The following is a 14065-nucleotide window of genomic DNA, read 5'->3' on the forward strand; positions in this document are numbered from 1 at the left end:
CAGCAGCGGGATATAGTATTTGTCTAGTTGTATAGATCACGTAGACAACCCGGCCAAGAGGCTTTGATGACAGATCAAACATATAATTCTAAGGCAACGCGACAGGACTGGATGGGCCTGCTGGCGCGTGCGCCCGAAAGCGCGCTGATGCCCCTTTGGGACAAGTACGAAGTACGCCCGAATTTTGAATGGCTGCGCAGCCCCGAAGTGGGCGGCGTCATGGTGCGCGGACGCACTGGTGGCACTGGCGCTCGGTTCAACATTGGCGAAATGACCGTCACGCGGTGTTCTCTGGTGCTGCAGGATGGAACGGTTGGGCATGGATACGTGCAGGGCCGGTCCAAGTCCAAGGCCCAGGCGGCCGCATTGATTGATGCTTTGATGCAGACCTCGGCTGCGGGTGCAGTTCATGACCAAGTGATCGCGCCGCTCGAGGGTCAGATACAGTCCGCCAGAACAGATCGCGCCTCCAAAGCCGCAGCGACGAAGGTTGAGTTTTTCACCATGGTAAGGGGAGAGGACACATGACGGCGCAGACCCAATTTTTCGGGGGTTTTCAGAATGCACCGGTCCAGGCCGCGCATGCATTCCGCGCCGCCATGACCGTAATGGCCCAGCCCGGAGAAATCCGTGACCTGAGGGGTGCGCGACCGCCAAAACCCCTATCGATCGCAGCAGGAACCTTGCTGCTGACTTTGTGTGACCCCGAGACAAAGGTCCATCTGGCGGGCGCGTTCAACACCGATGGGGTGCGCGAGTGGCTGACCTTTCACACAGGTGCGCCCATTTCACAGGCTGCTGTAGCAGATTTCGCCGTAGGGACTTGGGCCGAGCTCAGCCCACTGGGATCATTTCGTATCGGTACCGCAGAATACCCGGATCGCTCGGCCACCTTGATTGTTGAATGTGACGCGCTGCAACAAGCAGGTGCTATTCTAAGTGGTCCGGGGATCAAAGACACTGCGCGGCTATCCTTGCCGGATGCCCCGGCATTGCAGGCCAACGCGGACTTGTACCCGCTTGGATGTGACTTCTTTTTTACCTGCGGCGACCGGGTGGCGGCCCTGCCTCGCAGTTCCCAAATCAGTGTGGGGGCCTAGGCAATGTATGTTGCAGTCAAGGGTGGCGAGACGGCCATCGAAAACGCACATGCCTGGTTGGCGGAAGAAAGACGCGGCGCAACCGACATTGACGAACTGAGCATCGTCCAGATCCGGGAACAGCTGGGTTTGGCGGTCAATCGGGTGATGGCCGAGGGGTCGTTGTACGACCCCGATTTGGCGGCCCTGGCTATCAAGCAGTCGCGCGGTGATCTGATCGAAGCGATCTTTCTGATCCGAGCCTACCGAACGACATTGCCGCGATTTGGCTATTCGAACCCGGTTAAGACTGATGAGATGGCGTGTGATCGCCGGATTTCGGCCACGTTCAAGGATGCGCCGGGCGGGCAGGTGCTGGGGCCAACCTTTGATTACACACACCGCTTGCTGGACTTCAAACTGGCCGCAGAAGGTGAGGTTCCGGCTGCGCCTACGGCGCAACCCCGCACCGAGGCGACGCCGCATATCACTGAGTTCCTGAAGGGCGAGGACATCATTCAGGATGAACCCGCCAGTGACACTACCCCGGGTGATCTGACCCGCGAACCGATGGAGCTTCCGTCGAACCGCCCCCTGCGCCTGCAATCCCTGACCCGCGGGGATGAGGGGTTTGTACTGGGCATGGCCTATTCAACGCAACGCGGTTACGCCCGTAACCACGCATTCGTCGGTGAGTTGCGGATCGGTAAGGTCGCAGTGGAAATGGACATCCCGGAACTGGGTTTCGCCATCGACATCGGCGAAATCGAATTGACCGAATGCGAGACGGTGAACCAGTTCAAAGGTTCCAAGACGGAACCCCCGCAATTCACCCGTGGCTATGGTTTGGTGTTTGGTCAGTCTGAACGGAAATCCATCGCGATGGCTTTGGTGGATCGCGCCCTGCGTTGGGAAGAGTTGGGCGAAGACAATCTGGGCGCACCCGCGCAGGACGAGGAATTCGTGCTCAGCCACGCGGACAACATTCAGGCGACCGGATTCCTAGAACATATCAAACTGCCGCATTACGTCGACTTTCAGTCCGAACTGGAACTGGTCCGCAAACTGCGCCGTGAGGCCGAAGAGCGGATCACGCCAAAGGAGGCAGCAGAATGAGGGCTGCCATGTTTGATATCGGTGATCTGTTGCTCGACTGGCAGCCCCACTTGGCATGGGCCGAGGACCTGGCGTCCGAAGACGCCGCGCAGTCCGTTCGCAAAAGCAGCGTCCACTCTACCTCTCCTCAAGTGTTGGAGGCCGAGCTGTGTGCAAGGGGTCGCTTATGATCTGGACTGCGTCTGCTTCCCCACTTGGGCAAACCAGGCTGGCGAACTACCAAACCTGCCTTACGGGCGTCGCAGGTTTCTACCGGGCGGCGAGTCCGTGCGCACGCCAACCGAACTCCATTCGCCATTTGGATCCCACTTTTGCGCACGACGTCGTCGCTTCGCATGACGAGAGTGAAAGAAAAGATACACCAATAGCGCCAATAACAGTGCGCCCAACAGAAATACGTCCACAAAAACACCAAAAACAAAGTGATACATCAAAATGAATGAGTATAACTTCGCATATTTGGACGAACAAACCAAGCGAATGATCCGGCGCGCCATTCTAAAAGGTCTGGCTGTGCCCGGTTATCAGGTGCCATTCGCCAGCCGTGAAATGCCGATGCCATATGGCTGGGGCACCGGTGGAGTGCAGGTTTCAGCTGCTACATTGACGCCCGAGGACACGTTTAAAGTGATCGATCAGGGTGCCGATGACACCACCAATGCTGTGTCGATCCGCAAGTTCTTTGAGAACACGGCAGGTGTGGAAACGACCGAGGAAACCGAAAAGGCCACGGTCATCCAGACCCGCCACCGCATCCCCGAGGCGAAGCTGCGCAAGGACCAGATCATCGTTTATCAGGTGCCGATCCCGGAACCTCTGCGCTTTCTGGAACCGCGTGAGACCGAGACCCGCAAGATGCACAGCCTCGAAGAATATGGGCTGATGCATGTGAAGCTGTACGAGGACATCAGCCAGCACGGGGCGATTTCGACCGCATATGCCTATCCGGTGAAAGTGTCGGACCGCTACGTGATGGATCCGTCGCCGATCCCGAAATTCGACAATCCAAAACTTGAGATGGACGCGATCCAGCTGTTTGGTGCGGGACGTGAACAGCGGATTTACGCGGTTCCGCCGCATACCAAGGTCGTCAGTCTGGATTTCGAGGATTACCCGTTTGAGGCCACCAAGGCCGATCACCCATGCGATCTTTGTGGGGCAGAGGATAGCTATCTCGACGAAGTGATCATGGATGATGCAGGCAACCGGATGTTCGTCTGCTCGGACACTGATTATTGCCGGTCACGCCGCGAAGCGGGCCACAAGGGCCGATTGGCCGAGGAGAATGCGGCATGACCCCCTTGTTGCAGGTCAAAAGCATAGAAAAGCGCTATGGCGCGCGGATCGGGTGCTCGGATGTGAGTTTTGATCTCTTCCCCGGTGAGGTGATGGGGATCGTCGGTGAAAGCGGATCGGGCAAGTCGACGCTGTTGAATTGCATGGCCGGTCATCTGGAACCAGATGCGGGGCAGGTGATTTTTGACACACGCGCTGATGGTCCAGTGGATACGGTCACCATGTCCGAACCGGAACGTCGGATGCTGAGCCGTACGGACTGGGCCTTTGTACATCAGCATGCGCGCGATGGCCTGCGGATGTCGGTCAGTGCTGGCGGCAATATTGGTGAGCGTCTGATGGCGGTGGGGGATCGTCACTATGGCGACATCCGGGACCGTGCGATCGACTGGCTGGGCCGGGTTGAGATTGAGAAATCTCGTGTGGATGACCGTCCGTCGGCCTTTTCTGGCGGGATGCAGCAGCGGTTGCAGATTGCCCGCAATCTGGTCACGGGGCCGCGCCTCGTGTTCATGGATGAACCAACGGGCGGACTGGATGTTTCCGTTCAGGCGCGTCTGCTGGATCTGCTGCGCGGTTTGGTGCGTGAGATGGGGTTGAGCGCGATCATCGTCACCCATGACCTTGCCGTCGTACGCCTGCTGGCGGATCGACTGATGGTGATGAAAAGCGGCCATGTGGTCGAGGCCGGATTGACCGATCAGGTTCTGGACGATCCACAACATGCCTACACGCAGTTGCTCGTGTCCAGCGTTCTGCAGGTTTGAGTAATTGGAAAAAGATGAAGTGCTATGATTGAGCTTATCAATGTCAGCAAAAGCTTTACCCTGCATAATCAGGGTAGTGCCGTAATTCCGGTGATGCAGGGTGCATCTCTGAATGTCGCCGCAGGTGAATGCGTCGCCCTGACCGGGGCTTCAGGCGCAGGGAAATCAACACTGATGCGGGTGGTCTATGGAAATTATCTGGCCGCATCAGGCCGGGTCCTTGTCGGTGGTCTGGACGTCGCCAAGGCCGAACCGCGCGAAATTCTGGCTTTGCGGCGCGAGACGCTCGGCTATGTCAGTCAGTTCTTGCGTGTGGTCCCTAGGGTTCCAACGCTTGAGGTGGTGGCCGAGCCGCTGTTGGCCGTTGGCTGCGACAAGCAAGCGGCACTGGACAAGGCGGCGGGTTTGTTGCGGCGGTTGAACATTCCCGAAAGACTGTGGAGCCTGAGCCCGACCACCTTTTCGGGTGGTGAGCAGCAGCGGGTGAACATCGCACGTGGATTTGCGCATGATTACCCTGCAATGCTGTTGGATGAACCGACGGCCTCACTGGATGCGCAAAATCGCGAAACGGTGCTGTCTTTGATCGAAGAGGCCAAAGAACGCGGCGCGGCGATTGTCGGCATCTTCCACGATGTCGAAGCGCGCAACCGGGTCTGTGATCGCGAGATCAACGTGTCTGAATTCACCCCGGGGATGGTCGCGTGAGTCTTGCGCCGGTCATAGCCGTAGTTGGTCCGTCAGGTGTCGGCAAAGACAGCGTCATGGAGGAGTTGGTCGCGCGGTCGCCAGGTATCCTGCGGGTTCGCCGGGTGATTACTCGCCCCGAAGGCGAAGAAGGCGAAGATTTCGACCGGGTGTCGGCCGAAATCTTCGAGCAAATGGTGCTGGATGGAGCCTTTGCGTTGCACTGGAGCGCGCATGGGCTGCACTATGGCATCCCGATTGAGATTGAAGCCCAACGGCAATCGGCTAACGCGCTGTTGGTCAATCTGTCCCGTTCGGTTTTGTTGAACGCGCAAGCAGTTTTTGGCGACCTGATCGTGGTTTCGCTGACAGCGGACTCTACGGTGCTGGCGCAGCGCCTTTCTGTTCGCGGGCGGGAAAGCGCCTCTGATCAGGCGCGTCGTTTGGGACGGGCTGGTATGCCCTTGCCCGACGGACTGAACCGTGTGATCGAAGTTGATAATTCCGGGCCGCTGGAAGTCACGATTGATGCGATCCTTGCCGGGCTTCACCCGGAGAGGGCGTAGCGATGGATCAGATGAAACCTCCCATCTTCTGCTTCGCCCATAAGCGCCAAATCCTTGATCTGACATGGGGCGGGCAACAGGGGAACCAGATGGTCCTCCAATGCTGCCTGAACAGCTTTCAGCGTGGGTTTGTCCAGTTTTCCGCTGAGGGTGATGTGAAAGCGGAACGTGTCCATCACGTAAGGGTAACCCCAACGCAGCAGGTTGGCGTCCTGTTCCGGCGTCAGTCCCGAGGCACGTCGGCGGTCCAGTTCCGCGGCGGGCGCGGGGGCGCGGAAGCTGTCAGGCTCGCGGACGCAAGCCGCTGCAAGCGCGTTCAGCGCGTCGGTATTACCTACCGGCTGCAGGGCCAGAAAACGACCCAGCCGGGCGATCTCGAACCCGTCCAGCGTGACAGGCGGTTGCGTTCCGGCCAACCGTTCACAGGCGTCTTGCAAGTCGATCAGAGATTGCCCCTTGTTCAGGCGAAACGGCGGCTTCAACGTCGCGTGAAGACCGTATTTGCGCGGAACATCGGTCGCGGCTCCGACGTCCACGCCGTCAATGACAGGATGCGCAACTTCAGTTCCGGCTTCCATGTCCCAGCCCAACCATTGGGTCGCAAAGCTTGTCCATTCGGCCTGAGCCGGTGGCGCAAAATAGATCGCGTATCGCGTGAATGTCACATTGGCCTCCTATGCGTGGCCTTTCCAATAGCTCAAACCTTGTGAAGTTCAGATGACAGAAGAAATGATACTTGCCAATGCCACGCTTATTCTTCCCGATGAGACGGTCGTGGGCAGCATTCGGATTGCGGGGGATATGATTGCTGAGGTCGCGACCGGCCCGGCTGTTCCCGCTGGCGCAATTGACTGCGAAGGGGATTATGTCTGCCCTGGTCTGGTCGAACTTCACACGGACAACCTTGAGCGCCACATCCAGCCGCGGCCCAAGGTCGACTGGCCTCATGCAGCCGCTATTCTGGCCCATGATGCCGAACTGGCCAGTACCGGGATCACGACGGTGTTCGACGCGATGCGGATAGGCTCGATCCCGTCCGGGCAACGTTATGTCAAATATGCGCGCGGTCTGTCGCGTGAGCTGTGGCAGTTGCGGGAACAGGATGCGCTGAAAATCAGCCATTTTCTGCATTTGCGGGCCGAAGTCTGCTCGGAAACCCTGGCCGAAGAATTAAACGAATTTGGGCCCGAAGACCGTGTTGGTCTGGTCTCACTCATGGACCACACGCCCGGACAACGGCAGTTCCGCGATTTGTCGAAACTGGAAGTGTATCTGAAAGGCAAACTGGGGCTTGAGGGCGATGGATTTCTGCAACATGTGGCCGACCTCAAGGCGATGCGCGACCGCAATGGTGATCTGCACGAGGTTGAGACGGTAAAAGCGGCCAAACGGTTTGGTGCGATGCTGGCCAGCCATGATGATACGACGGACGAACAGGTGCGCGTATCGGCCGGTCACGGGATCACCCTTGCCGAGTTCCCGACTACGGTCGAGGCTGCGCAGTCCTGTCATGATCATGGTATCAAGGTGATGATGGGCGCACCCAATGTGATCCGGGGCGGGTCGCATTCCGGAAATGTCGCTGCGCATGAACTGGCACAGCTGGGCCATCTCGACATACTGTCCTCGGACTATGTGCCCTCCGCTTTGTTGCTGTCCGCTGTGAAACTGGGTGAGATGTGGGGTGATTTTGCCCGCGGTTTGAAAACCGTGACAAAGACACCGGCAGAGGTCGTTGGGCTGGATGATCGTGGTGAGTTGCGGGCGGGCACCCGGGCGGACGTCATCCGGTTCCGGATGCGAGAAGGCACCCCTGTGTTGAATGGTGTTTGGTCGCACGGACGACGCGTGGCCTGATCAGGCCCTGTAGAACAAGTAACGGTCCGGCGCGATGGTGTCCGGGCCGCTGATCTGTTCAAAGCCAACCAAAGGTTGGCCCGAGATTAGCAGACCACCGGGCACCATCACCTGCGCAATCAGTGGGCTGAGGCGCGCGGCTTCGGCGACGTCCTCTTCCTTGACACCTCGCCCGAAATCGTAGTGACCGAAAGCGATCCTGGGTCCACCTTCTGCCAGCTTCTGCAGCATCGGCTCGGCCTCACCCTGCAAAAAATCCTCTGCTGGCGGTGTGCTGGACGGATGGCACTGCAGCACGCGGTCCATGACCCAGATCCTCCGATCCGGCAGAATTTCCCGCAGGTGATCATATGTGCGCCCGTTTCCAAGGCCCATATCCAGCACGTCGCCTGCCATACCCGAGATCTGATCTACCGCCCAATTCAAACCGTCACGTTGTGCGGTCAGGCGGCGCAGCATGGAATCCAGTCGGCTCATTCAGATCTCCGTTTTCAATCGGCTTGGGAGGCTGACCAGACAAAGCCCGGCCCGTTCAGCAGCCGGTGCAGCAGGTCGTGGGTAAAGGCCCAGATGTCCTCATCATGAACCAGATGGTGGGTCAAGATACCAAAGGGCTCGGCGTTGTCTGCGCGACCCTCGCGGCGATCTTGCAGCAGCTGAGTGGTTTTCGCGATCAACATGTCCGGGTCGGCCAGCCCGCGTGATCCGCGCCAGTCGATTGGATCCAGATGCGTGTTGATCTGGGCCAATCCAGGCGCTGCCTGCGGGCTGGACCGTGGCGTGGCGGTCGATAAGATACGATACCCCGCTGCAGGCAATTCCTGCACCACTTCTGACGCTATGCGGTTCCATGGCGGCACGAACATCGGGCACAATCGATCTGCAAACAGGGTGCGCAGCCGCGATATCCCTGAACCGATATCCCCAGTGATATCGTCCATGGGCCGGTGCAGGGGGAACTCGGATTTCTTTTCATCCGGTGGTGCGTGGTTCTGATGAGCCCAACCGTGCACGACCGGGATTAGGTTTGGATGGGAAGTTACATATTCGATCAGCAGATCTTGGGCATCGCGGGGGATGATCGCCAGATGAACGGGCACCCCAAGGTGGTCTGACATCGCGGTCAAGCGATCAAGCTGCGGCGTTGTGGAAACCGCATCATCGTCGCGCCACCACAAAGGCAGTGCCAGTCCTTGTTGACGCCAGATATCCAGCTCATCCGTCAAACTGCGCCAGTCAACACTCATCCGCGGCGCTCCAAAAGTCTCTTGGCGATGCGTACGGATTGCGCAGCGCCGTCGAACCCCTGATCTGAGACCGGACGAGGTTCCGATGAAATCACGCGGCCCACGGCCTCGACCAACAGATCTCCGCTCAAATCTTTCCTTGGGATGACATCAATGGCGGGCATTTCCGCCAGGGTGCGGGCGCGGAGGCTCTGCTCGACCTCATTGCCATCATCAAATGGGATAAACACGGCAGCGGTTCCTGCCTGCAGAATATCCAATGCTGTATTGTAGCCACACATGCTGACCGAAGCCGCCGCGTGGGGCAGCATCTGCCGAAAATCGGGCCGCACCGGTTCCAAAGTGACAGGGGCATCCGCCACTTGCTTCCGCAGTTCGGTAATGCGCGAATTTGCATCCTGTCCGCCGATCAACAGGCGCCAGTGCCTGTTGGACATCTTTCGGGCGGCCTCGATGGCCGCGTGAAAGATCGGTTGCCCAACCGAACCTCCGCCTGCGCTTACAAGCACTTCGCCTTTCCCGGTTGCATCCTTGTGGGGTGTTGGGGCCAGTGGAGCCACGAAACCCGTGTAAAACAGGCGGCCCTCCAGTTGCTCAGACACAGGCCAACTGACGTTCAACGGCACAATGCTCTGGTCCGAATGGACAAGGATGCCGTCGTAGTATTTTGCGACGATCTTATCCGCCCGCTCTGCCTTTAAGGGTTTTGACGGCGGTGCCAGAATGTCACGGATCGACCCCAGAATTACCGGGCGCGGGCGTATGTCACGGGCGGCCTCCAGCGCGGCTGAAAACTCACCTGCTAGGGACCGGCGGCCAAACGGATAAAGCTCGGTGATCAGAACATCCGGTGCAAAGCTGCGAATTGCTTCAACCAGGGCAGTCTTGCGCGCCGCGAAGTACCCCTCATCCGCCACCGTTCCGGCTTGTGTCAAAAGACGGGTGAAATCAGTGCCATCCGAGCGCAAAGGGGGCAGTCCCAACAACGTCATTCCGGTCGTGTCCAATTGAGGAGCAGGCATCCCACCAGAGACCACGAAGGTATCATGCCCATCCGCGACAAAGGCCCGGCCCAGCGTCAACGCGCGGCTCAGGTGCCCGGTGCCCAACAGGTGGGTGACAACAATCATGACCTTCATTCGCAGGCGCCTTGTCGCAGCAGTCGAACCGGTTCGGGTTGCGGCTGAAAACCATCCAGATCAATGACATAAAGTCGGTTGCGCTTGATCTTGAACGGGGCAGTGCCGTCAAAGTTCCATCCCCAGGCCGAGGCCAAAATGACGCGCATGATCCCAATGTGACACACGGCGACAGTGTCGCCTTGCAAACCGCCCAGCCAGGGTTGCAATCGCGCCCGCACTTCCGCCGGACTTTCGCCGTTCGGCGGGCAATAGTCCCAGCCCCAATCCTCGATATGGCGATAACCGCTGTCTGCGTCTGTAATCAGGTCAACGCCGCGCTTGCCTTCCCAATCGCCCCAGTTCATCTCGGTCAGGGCTTCGGACACCATGGGCTCCCGCCCCGCGACCAATGCGGCGGTTTCGCTAGCGCGCTGCAGGGGGCTGGACCAGAGCGCTGCCTTGTTCCACGACTCGGGCAATTCATATCCGGCCAGTTCGGTGCGCGCGTCATCGTCCAGCGGAATGTCACTGCGGCCCTGAATACGGCCAGCGCGGTTCCAATGGGTGTGGCCGTGGCGCAAAAGAGCAAGTTGGCTCATGCGGTGCCTCCGATCAAAGGCCGCGCAGCCTGCCAGAACCGTTTGGTTGCTGCGGGCATCAGGTGGCGGTTTGACACATACTTTTGTGCCGTCGCGCCAAGCGAACGGCGCAGGGGAGGGTCGCCAATCAGCGTCTGTAGCCTAATGGCAAGCGCTTCAGGTCCTGCTTCGACCTCGGGGTAGTTGGCCGGCGCCAGAACATCGCGGACACCGGGCCTGTTCTGCGCAACAACCGGAACTCCGCTGGCCTGCGCTTCAAGGTAAATCATGCCATATGCCTCATTCACGCCGGGCCACACTAAGATGGACGCATTTGCATATATGTTTTGCAAGGCGTCACGATCCAGTTGCCCAAGAAACCGGACCTTAGAGCCAAATGGTGTCATTAGGTCTTCGATCTCAGCCCGAGCTAGTCCATCCCCTGCAATATCCAAAGCCCAATCCCCGTTCAAATGCGACAGGGCCTGCGCCAGCAGCTGGTACGACGCCAGTTTGTCGCCATGCCGCATCATCCCCACCGCCAGCATTGGCCCGTCACATGAGGAAGCGGGCGGCAGGTTCGAGATTGGCAAAAAGGGCGGCAATTCGACCAGGCGCTGATCCTCGAACTTTTCACGTTCCAGCGTGATCAAATCGTTGGCCGTGTGGTAAAAAATGACGTCCGCTGCGTCGCAGGCATCATGTGCGGCTTGCGCAAAGCCGGACCATGGGCCGCGCAACCTGCTGGTCGCACGGGTGCTTTCCAATTGCGCATAAGGGATGCCCCGAGCGGCGCACACTTTAGGACCCAGCAGATCGGGGGCCTTATAGTAGTTGTGATAGGTCACCCATATATCCGTGTCGTGAGGCATGTCAGCAACCAGTCGCCGGGATTCGGCATCGGCGTCAGAGCTGAGACGTTGTTGAACCGCCGGATCGCCCGTTTTGTCATAAATGCGCAATTCCGAGACGAGATTGACCTCATCGCCCTGCGCCCCGATCGCCCTGATCAGATTGCGCGCCATTTCCCTGTCTCCCGACGGCACCGGGCTGTTTGGAGATTTCATCGGTGAGAAAAAGGCGACGCGGGCCATCAGTCTTTGCCCGCGCCCAATGCGCTGAGCCGTTTGGACAACAGGGCAATACCGGGGTCCATGCGGAATTCGGCAATCAGGCGGGAATAGGCAGCGTTGGCCATAGATGCAGTTCGATCAGGAGCGGCGGCCAATTCGGTGATCGCGCTGGCAAGTGCGGCCGGGTTGTCGTGGGACAAAACGCCATGCGTCCCGGTTTCTATGAATTCCGGAATGGCGGAAACCGGCGTCGACAGGATCGGCAACAGCTGCGACGCAGCCTCCATCAGAACATTTGGCAACCCGTCGCGATCTCCATCAGCCGCGATCCGGCTGGGCAGCACGAACAGATCAGAGCCGCGCATCGCCTCGATCACTTCGGGCTGGTCACAGGCCCCCTTCCAGGTGATCCGGTCTGCGATACCCTGGGCCTCAGCCCGTTCGCGCAGCGCATCACCAAGCGCACCGCCACCAATATGCGTCCAGTGCCAATCCAGAGAATTGGGTAGCATGGCGAACGCATCGATCAGGCGATCAAAGCCCTTTTTCTCGACCAGACGGCCGACTGAGAGCATGTGAAACGGCCCGTCCGGCGCCCGAGCTGCGCGGGTCGGCGGGTCGGGAAAACGGTTCAGGTCCAAGCCATGATAGATCAGATCGACCCGCGACGGATCATCGGCCAAACTGCGCAAGTGTTCGGCCCCGATTGCAGTACAGGTTGCGCCAAAAGCGGCCCCATGTGTGTTGACCTGCAATTTTTCGGCTTTCTCCCAGTCGGGTGACGTCCAGATGTCTTTGGCGTGTGCCGAAAAGCTCCAGGGCAGGCCGCGCATGATGGCGGCATAGCGTGCGACCGACGACGGCGTGTGCATGAAATGCGCATACATCACCTGCGTTTCCTCGGGCAACTCGGCGGCCAGAACACAGGCCTGCCCGAAACGCCGGATGCGGTTATGTGTCGGGTCGCGCCGCAGATCAGAGCGCCAGACCTTATAAGCCTCGGTATAGCCGGGCAGGGTCTGCGCGATGTGGCGCGCGGCCCAGACGCGATCAAGTTCTTCGTACAGGTACTCGGGCAGGTAGTGGACCTGCCCCTTAAACCGCTCATGCAGCGGGTGGCGTTTGATGTCGGTCGGGTGGCGCAGGGACCAGATGTCAAAACTGTGGCCCGCGTCCTGCAAGGCGACCAGTTCCTGTGCGATAAACGTCTCTGAAAGGCGCGGCCATCCTTTGACCAGCACCGCGAGCTTGGGTTTTCCTGACGTCATCCGGTGGCTCGTTCCCGTTCCCCATCAAGCAGCGCGTCCACGCGGCTTGTGACATAGTCCAGACCATCCAGCAGGCCGTCGCGGATAGCCTGAGAAGGCAATGGCTGATCGGGCAGATTGCGAATAGCCTTAATCATCGTGTCCGCCGTCAACCCGTCACGGTTTTCGTCCAGCATTCTGACAAGTCCCAGACCCTCGGCGCGTGAGGCGCGGATCCACTGTTCCAGCCGAGGTGTCGTGCGCGGAACGATGACGGCGCGTTTGTCGAACGAGAGCACCTCGCAGAACGTATTGTAGCCGCCCATGCAGACCACACCCGCAGCGCCGGCAAACAGCGTTTCGATCTGCGATTCAAAGCCAACAGCCGTGACCCGACCATTCAGCGCAGCAACGCGGGTTTCGAAATCGTCCCGCAGTTCGCCCGACAGGAAGGGGCCGTAGACAAGGACAGCGCGCGGTGACAGGTTGGGGTCTTTTTCAAAGGCGCACAAAACCTGGTTCACCATGGCTTTGCCGTCACCGCCGCCTCCCGGCGTAATCAGGATGTAGGGTTGTTCAGGCGGATCGCCTATCGGCCCGAGATCGCGGCGCAAATAACCAGTCCAATGGATACGCGACTGCGCGGCAGCGCTGAGCGGCAGGCCCTCGGTCGGATCATAGATCGAGCGCAGCCCGTACACCCAGATTTCGTCGTAGAACCTTTCGGTTGCTGCAATGGCTTCTTTCCGCCCCCACTCGGCGGCCAACACTTCGGGTTCATCCAAAACGTCACGCAGGCCCAGGACCATTTTGGTGCGGCGGGACCGCAGCAAATTTTCTAGGGTGGGCAACAGCTCGCTGCGGAAACCGGTTGGTTCCTTGTCGACGATAAGAACGTCGGGATCGAATTGCTGAACCGCCGTCTGGATCAGACCCGCCCGCAACTCTGTCACTTCCTCGATGCCCATGCCAATTGTCTGAGATGCATAAGATCCATCGGCACGTTTAGTCACACCCGGCAAACGCACGTGGTCGACCCGGCGCGGAAATGTGAAACGCCCTGCCACGGGTGACCCGGTCAGGATGAGCGCCGATGCCGATGGGTCAGCCTGCGTCATCGCACCAGCCAGTGCACGGGATCGGCGCAAGTGACCCAACCCGAACGTATCGTGGCTGTAGAACAAGATGCGCGGCGCACGGCCGGTTGTATCGTTTTGTCTTCCTAGGCTCATGCCTTTGCCCAATTCAGTGTTCTGGTGCAACTCCGCGCGCTTGCACCCGTATCGTATATATTTTTTTAGCCGCGTGCAAAATCACTGATCCTACCAGTCGTTACCGGCTCGTTTCGATTTTGGCCATGGGTTTCGCATCTGCGCCCTGTTCTATATCAAATTTCCTGCCCATCCGTCATGATGACAGCGTCAGGTTGGT

The 14065-nt window shown here is 59.1% G+C and carries 17 protein-coding genes; 9 read left to right on the top strand and 8 right to left on the bottom strand.

Going from position 1 to position 14065, the window contains the following annotated elements:
- The first annotated feature begins 66 nt into the window (after window positions 1-66).
- From phnG to RUA4292_RS21335, 8 genes are all read left to right on the top strand, one after another.
- Window positions 67-528 carry a phosphonate C-P lyase system protein PhnG gene (phnG, locus tag RUA4292_RS21305; RefSeq protein ID WP_058279421.1) on the top strand — a complete coding sequence of 154 codons (462 nt, stop codon included), beginning with the start codon at window positions 67-69 and terminating at the stop codon, window positions 526-528.
- Window positions 525-1100, top strand: coding sequence for a phosphonate C-P lyase system protein PhnH (gene phnH, locus RUA4292_RS21310; protein WP_058279422.1), 576 nt, complete (start codon window positions 525-527; stop codon window positions 1098-1100). The genes phnG and phnH overlap by 4 nt, the downstream gene beginning before the upstream one ends.
- A gap of 3 nt (window positions 1101-1103) precedes the next feature.
- Window positions 1104-2195, top strand: coding sequence for a carbon-phosphorus lyase complex subunit (locus RUA4292_RS21315; RefSeq protein ID WP_058279423.1), 1092 nt, complete (start codon window positions 1104-1106; stop codon window positions 2193-2195).
- On the top strand, window positions 2192-2365 hold the full coding sequence (locus RUA4292_RS24870) for a hypothetical protein (RefSeq protein WP_158507077.1): 174 nt from the start codon (window positions 2192-2194) through the stop codon (window positions 2363-2365). The genes RUA4292_RS21315 and RUA4292_RS24870 overlap by 4 nt, the downstream gene beginning before the upstream one ends.
- Before the next feature lie 265 nt (window positions 2366-2630).
- Entirely contained in the window at window positions 2631-3491 is an 861-nt protein-coding gene (locus RUA4292_RS21320) for an alpha-D-ribose 1-methylphosphonate 5-phosphate C-P-lyase PhnJ (protein WP_058279424.1), read from the top strand.
- Complete coding sequence (gene phnK / locus RUA4292_RS21325) at window positions 3488-4258, top strand: phosphonate C-P lyase system protein PhnK (protein WP_058279425.1); 771 nt, start codon at window positions 3488-3490, stop codon at window positions 4256-4258. The genes RUA4292_RS21320 and phnK overlap by 4 nt, the downstream gene beginning before the upstream one ends.
- 24 nt (window positions 4259-4282) lie before the next feature.
- Entirely contained in the window at window positions 4283-4966 is a 684-nt protein-coding gene (gene phnL / locus RUA4292_RS21330; protein ID WP_058279426.1) for a phosphonate C-P lyase system protein PhnL, read from the top strand.
- The gene (locus RUA4292_RS21335) at window positions 4963-5511 is read left to right on the top strand and encodes a ribose 1,5-bisphosphate phosphokinase PhnN (RefSeq protein ID WP_058279427.1); all 549 of its coding nucleotides are present in this window, start codon (window positions 4963-4965) and stop codon (window positions 5509-5511) included. Before phnL ends, RUA4292_RS21335 begins: the two co-directional genes overlap by 4 nt.
- On the opposite strand, the gene RUA4292_RS21340 is transcribed toward RUA4292_RS21335, so the two are convergent.
- Complete coding sequence (locus tag RUA4292_RS21340) at window positions 5493-6176, bottom strand: DUF1045 domain-containing protein (RefSeq protein ID WP_058279428.1); 684 nt, start codon at window positions 6174-6176, stop codon at window positions 5493-5495. The two genes, RUA4292_RS21335 and RUA4292_RS21340, sit on opposite strands and share 19 nt — an antisense overlap.
- 52 nt (window positions 6177-6228) lie before the next feature.
- On the opposite strand from RUA4292_RS21340, the gene RUA4292_RS21345 reads away from it, so the two are divergent.
- Window positions 6229-7368 carry an alpha-D-ribose 1-methylphosphonate 5-triphosphate diphosphatase gene (locus tag RUA4292_RS21345; protein WP_058279429.1) on the top strand — a complete coding sequence of 380 codons (1140 nt, stop codon included), beginning with the start codon at window positions 6229-6231 and terminating at the stop codon, window positions 7366-7368.
- Here the strand turns inward: RUA4292_RS21345 and RUA4292_RS21350 are convergent, their stop codons facing one another.
- Genes RUA4292_RS21350 through RUA4292_RS21380 form a run of 7 tightly spaced genes read right to left on the bottom strand, consistent with a single transcriptional unit; the run spans window position 7369 to window position 13866 of the window.
- The gene (locus RUA4292_RS21350; protein WP_058279430.1) at window positions 7369-7845 is read right to left on the bottom strand and encodes a class I SAM-dependent methyltransferase; all 477 of its coding nucleotides are present in this window, start codon (window positions 7843-7845) and stop codon (window positions 7369-7371) included.
- A 14-nt stretch (window positions 7846-7859) separates the two neighbouring features.
- A complete protein-coding gene (locus tag RUA4292_RS21355; protein WP_058279431.1) occupies window positions 7860-8615 on the bottom strand; it encodes a polysaccharide deacetylase family protein in 756 nt (251 codons plus the stop codon).
- Window positions 8612-9754, bottom strand: coding sequence for a glycosyltransferase family protein (locus RUA4292_RS21360; protein ID WP_058279432.1), 1143 nt, complete (start codon window positions 9752-9754; stop codon window positions 8612-8614). Before RUA4292_RS21360 ends, RUA4292_RS21355 begins: the two co-directional genes overlap by 4 nt.
- Entirely contained in the window at window positions 9751-10335 is a 585-nt protein-coding gene (locus RUA4292_RS21365) for a histidine phosphatase family protein (protein ID WP_058279433.1), read from the bottom strand. The genes RUA4292_RS21360 and RUA4292_RS21365 overlap by 4 nt, the downstream gene beginning before the upstream one ends.
- Window positions 10332-11408 carry a glycosyltransferase family 4 protein gene (locus RUA4292_RS21370; protein ID WP_058279434.1) on the bottom strand — a complete coding sequence of 359 codons (1077 nt, stop codon included), beginning with the start codon at window positions 11406-11408 and terminating at the stop codon, window positions 10332-10334. The genes RUA4292_RS21365 and RUA4292_RS21370 overlap by 4 nt, the downstream gene beginning before the upstream one ends.
- Window positions 11408-12655 (bottom strand): glycosyltransferase family 4 protein, encoded by a 1248-nt coding sequence (locus RUA4292_RS21375; RefSeq protein ID WP_058279435.1) that lies wholly within the window; start codon window positions 12653-12655, stop codon window positions 11408-11410. The genes RUA4292_RS21370 and RUA4292_RS21375 overlap by 1 nt, the downstream gene beginning before the upstream one ends.
- Window positions 12652-13866 carry a glycosyltransferase family protein gene (locus RUA4292_RS21380; protein WP_082637216.1) on the bottom strand — a complete coding sequence of 405 codons (1215 nt, stop codon included), beginning with the start codon at window positions 13864-13866 and terminating at the stop codon, window positions 12652-12654. The genes RUA4292_RS21375 and RUA4292_RS21380 overlap by 4 nt, the downstream gene beginning before the upstream one ends.
- Window positions 13867-14065 lie beyond the last annotated feature (199 nt).

The sequence above is a fragment of the Ruegeria atlantica genome (genome assembly GCF_001458195.1).
Lineage (GTDB): Bacteria > Pseudomonadota > Alphaproteobacteria > Rhodobacterales > Rhodobacteraceae > Ruegeria > Ruegeria atlantica.

What these genes read in the sequence shown, in the direction of transcription:
- phnG (WP_058279421.1), top strand. Translation starts at nt 67, where the DNA reads ATGACAGATCAAACATATAATTCTAAGGCAACGCGACAGGACTGGATG.
- phnH (WP_058279422.1), top strand. Translation starts at nt 525, where the DNA reads ATGACGGCGCAGACCCAATTTTTCGGGGGTTTTCAGAATGCACCGGTC.
- RUA4292_RS21370 (WP_058279434.1), bottom strand. Translation starts at nt 11,408, where the DNA reads ATGGCCCGCGTCGCCTTTTTCTCACCGATGAAATCTCCAAACAGCCCG.
- RUA4292_RS24870 (WP_158507077.1), top strand. Translation starts at nt 2,192, where the DNA reads ATGAGGGCTGCCATGTTTGATATCGGTGATCTGTTGCTCGACTGGCAG.
- RUA4292_RS21375 (WP_058279435.1), bottom strand. Translation starts at nt 12,655, where the DNA reads ATGACGTCAGGAAAACCCAAGCTCGCGGTGCTGGTCAAAGGATGGCCG.
- RUA4292_RS21315 (WP_058279423.1), top strand. Translation starts at nt 1,104, where the DNA reads ATGTATGTTGCAGTCAAGGGTGGCGAGACGGCCATCGAAAACGCACAT.
- RUA4292_RS21345 (WP_058279429.1), top strand. Translation starts at nt 6,229, where the DNA reads ATGACAGAAGAAATGATACTTGCCAATGCCACGCTTATTCTTCCCGAT.
- RUA4292_RS21350 (WP_058279430.1), bottom strand. Translation starts at nt 7,845, where the DNA reads ATGAGCCGACTGGATTCCATGCTGCGCCGCCTGACCGCACAACGTGAC.
- phnK (WP_058279425.1), top strand. Translation starts at nt 3,488, where the DNA reads ATGACCCCCTTGTTGCAGGTCAAAAGCATAGAAAAGCGCTATGGCGCG.
- RUA4292_RS21320 (WP_058279424.1), top strand. Translation starts at nt 2,631, where the DNA reads ATGAATGAGTATAACTTCGCATATTTGGACGAACAAACCAAGCGAATG.
- RUA4292_RS21365 (WP_058279433.1), bottom strand. Translation starts at nt 10,335, where the DNA reads ATGAGCCAACTTGCTCTTTTGCGCCACGGCCACACCCATTGGAACCGC.
- phnL (WP_058279426.1), top strand. Translation starts at nt 4,283, where the DNA reads ATGATTGAGCTTATCAATGTCAGCAAAAGCTTTACCCTGCATAATCAG.
- RUA4292_RS21380 (WP_082637216.1), bottom strand. Translation starts at nt 13,866, where the DNA reads ATGAGCCTAGGAAGACAAAACGATACAACCGGCCGTGCGCCGCGCATC.
- RUA4292_RS21355 (WP_058279431.1), bottom strand. Translation starts at nt 8,615, where the DNA reads ATGAGTGTTGACTGGCGCAGTTTGACGGATGAGCTGGATATCTGGCGT.
- RUA4292_RS21360 (WP_058279432.1), bottom strand. Translation starts at nt 9,754, where the DNA reads ATGAAGGTCATGATTGTTGTCACCCACCTGTTGGGCACCGGGCACCTG.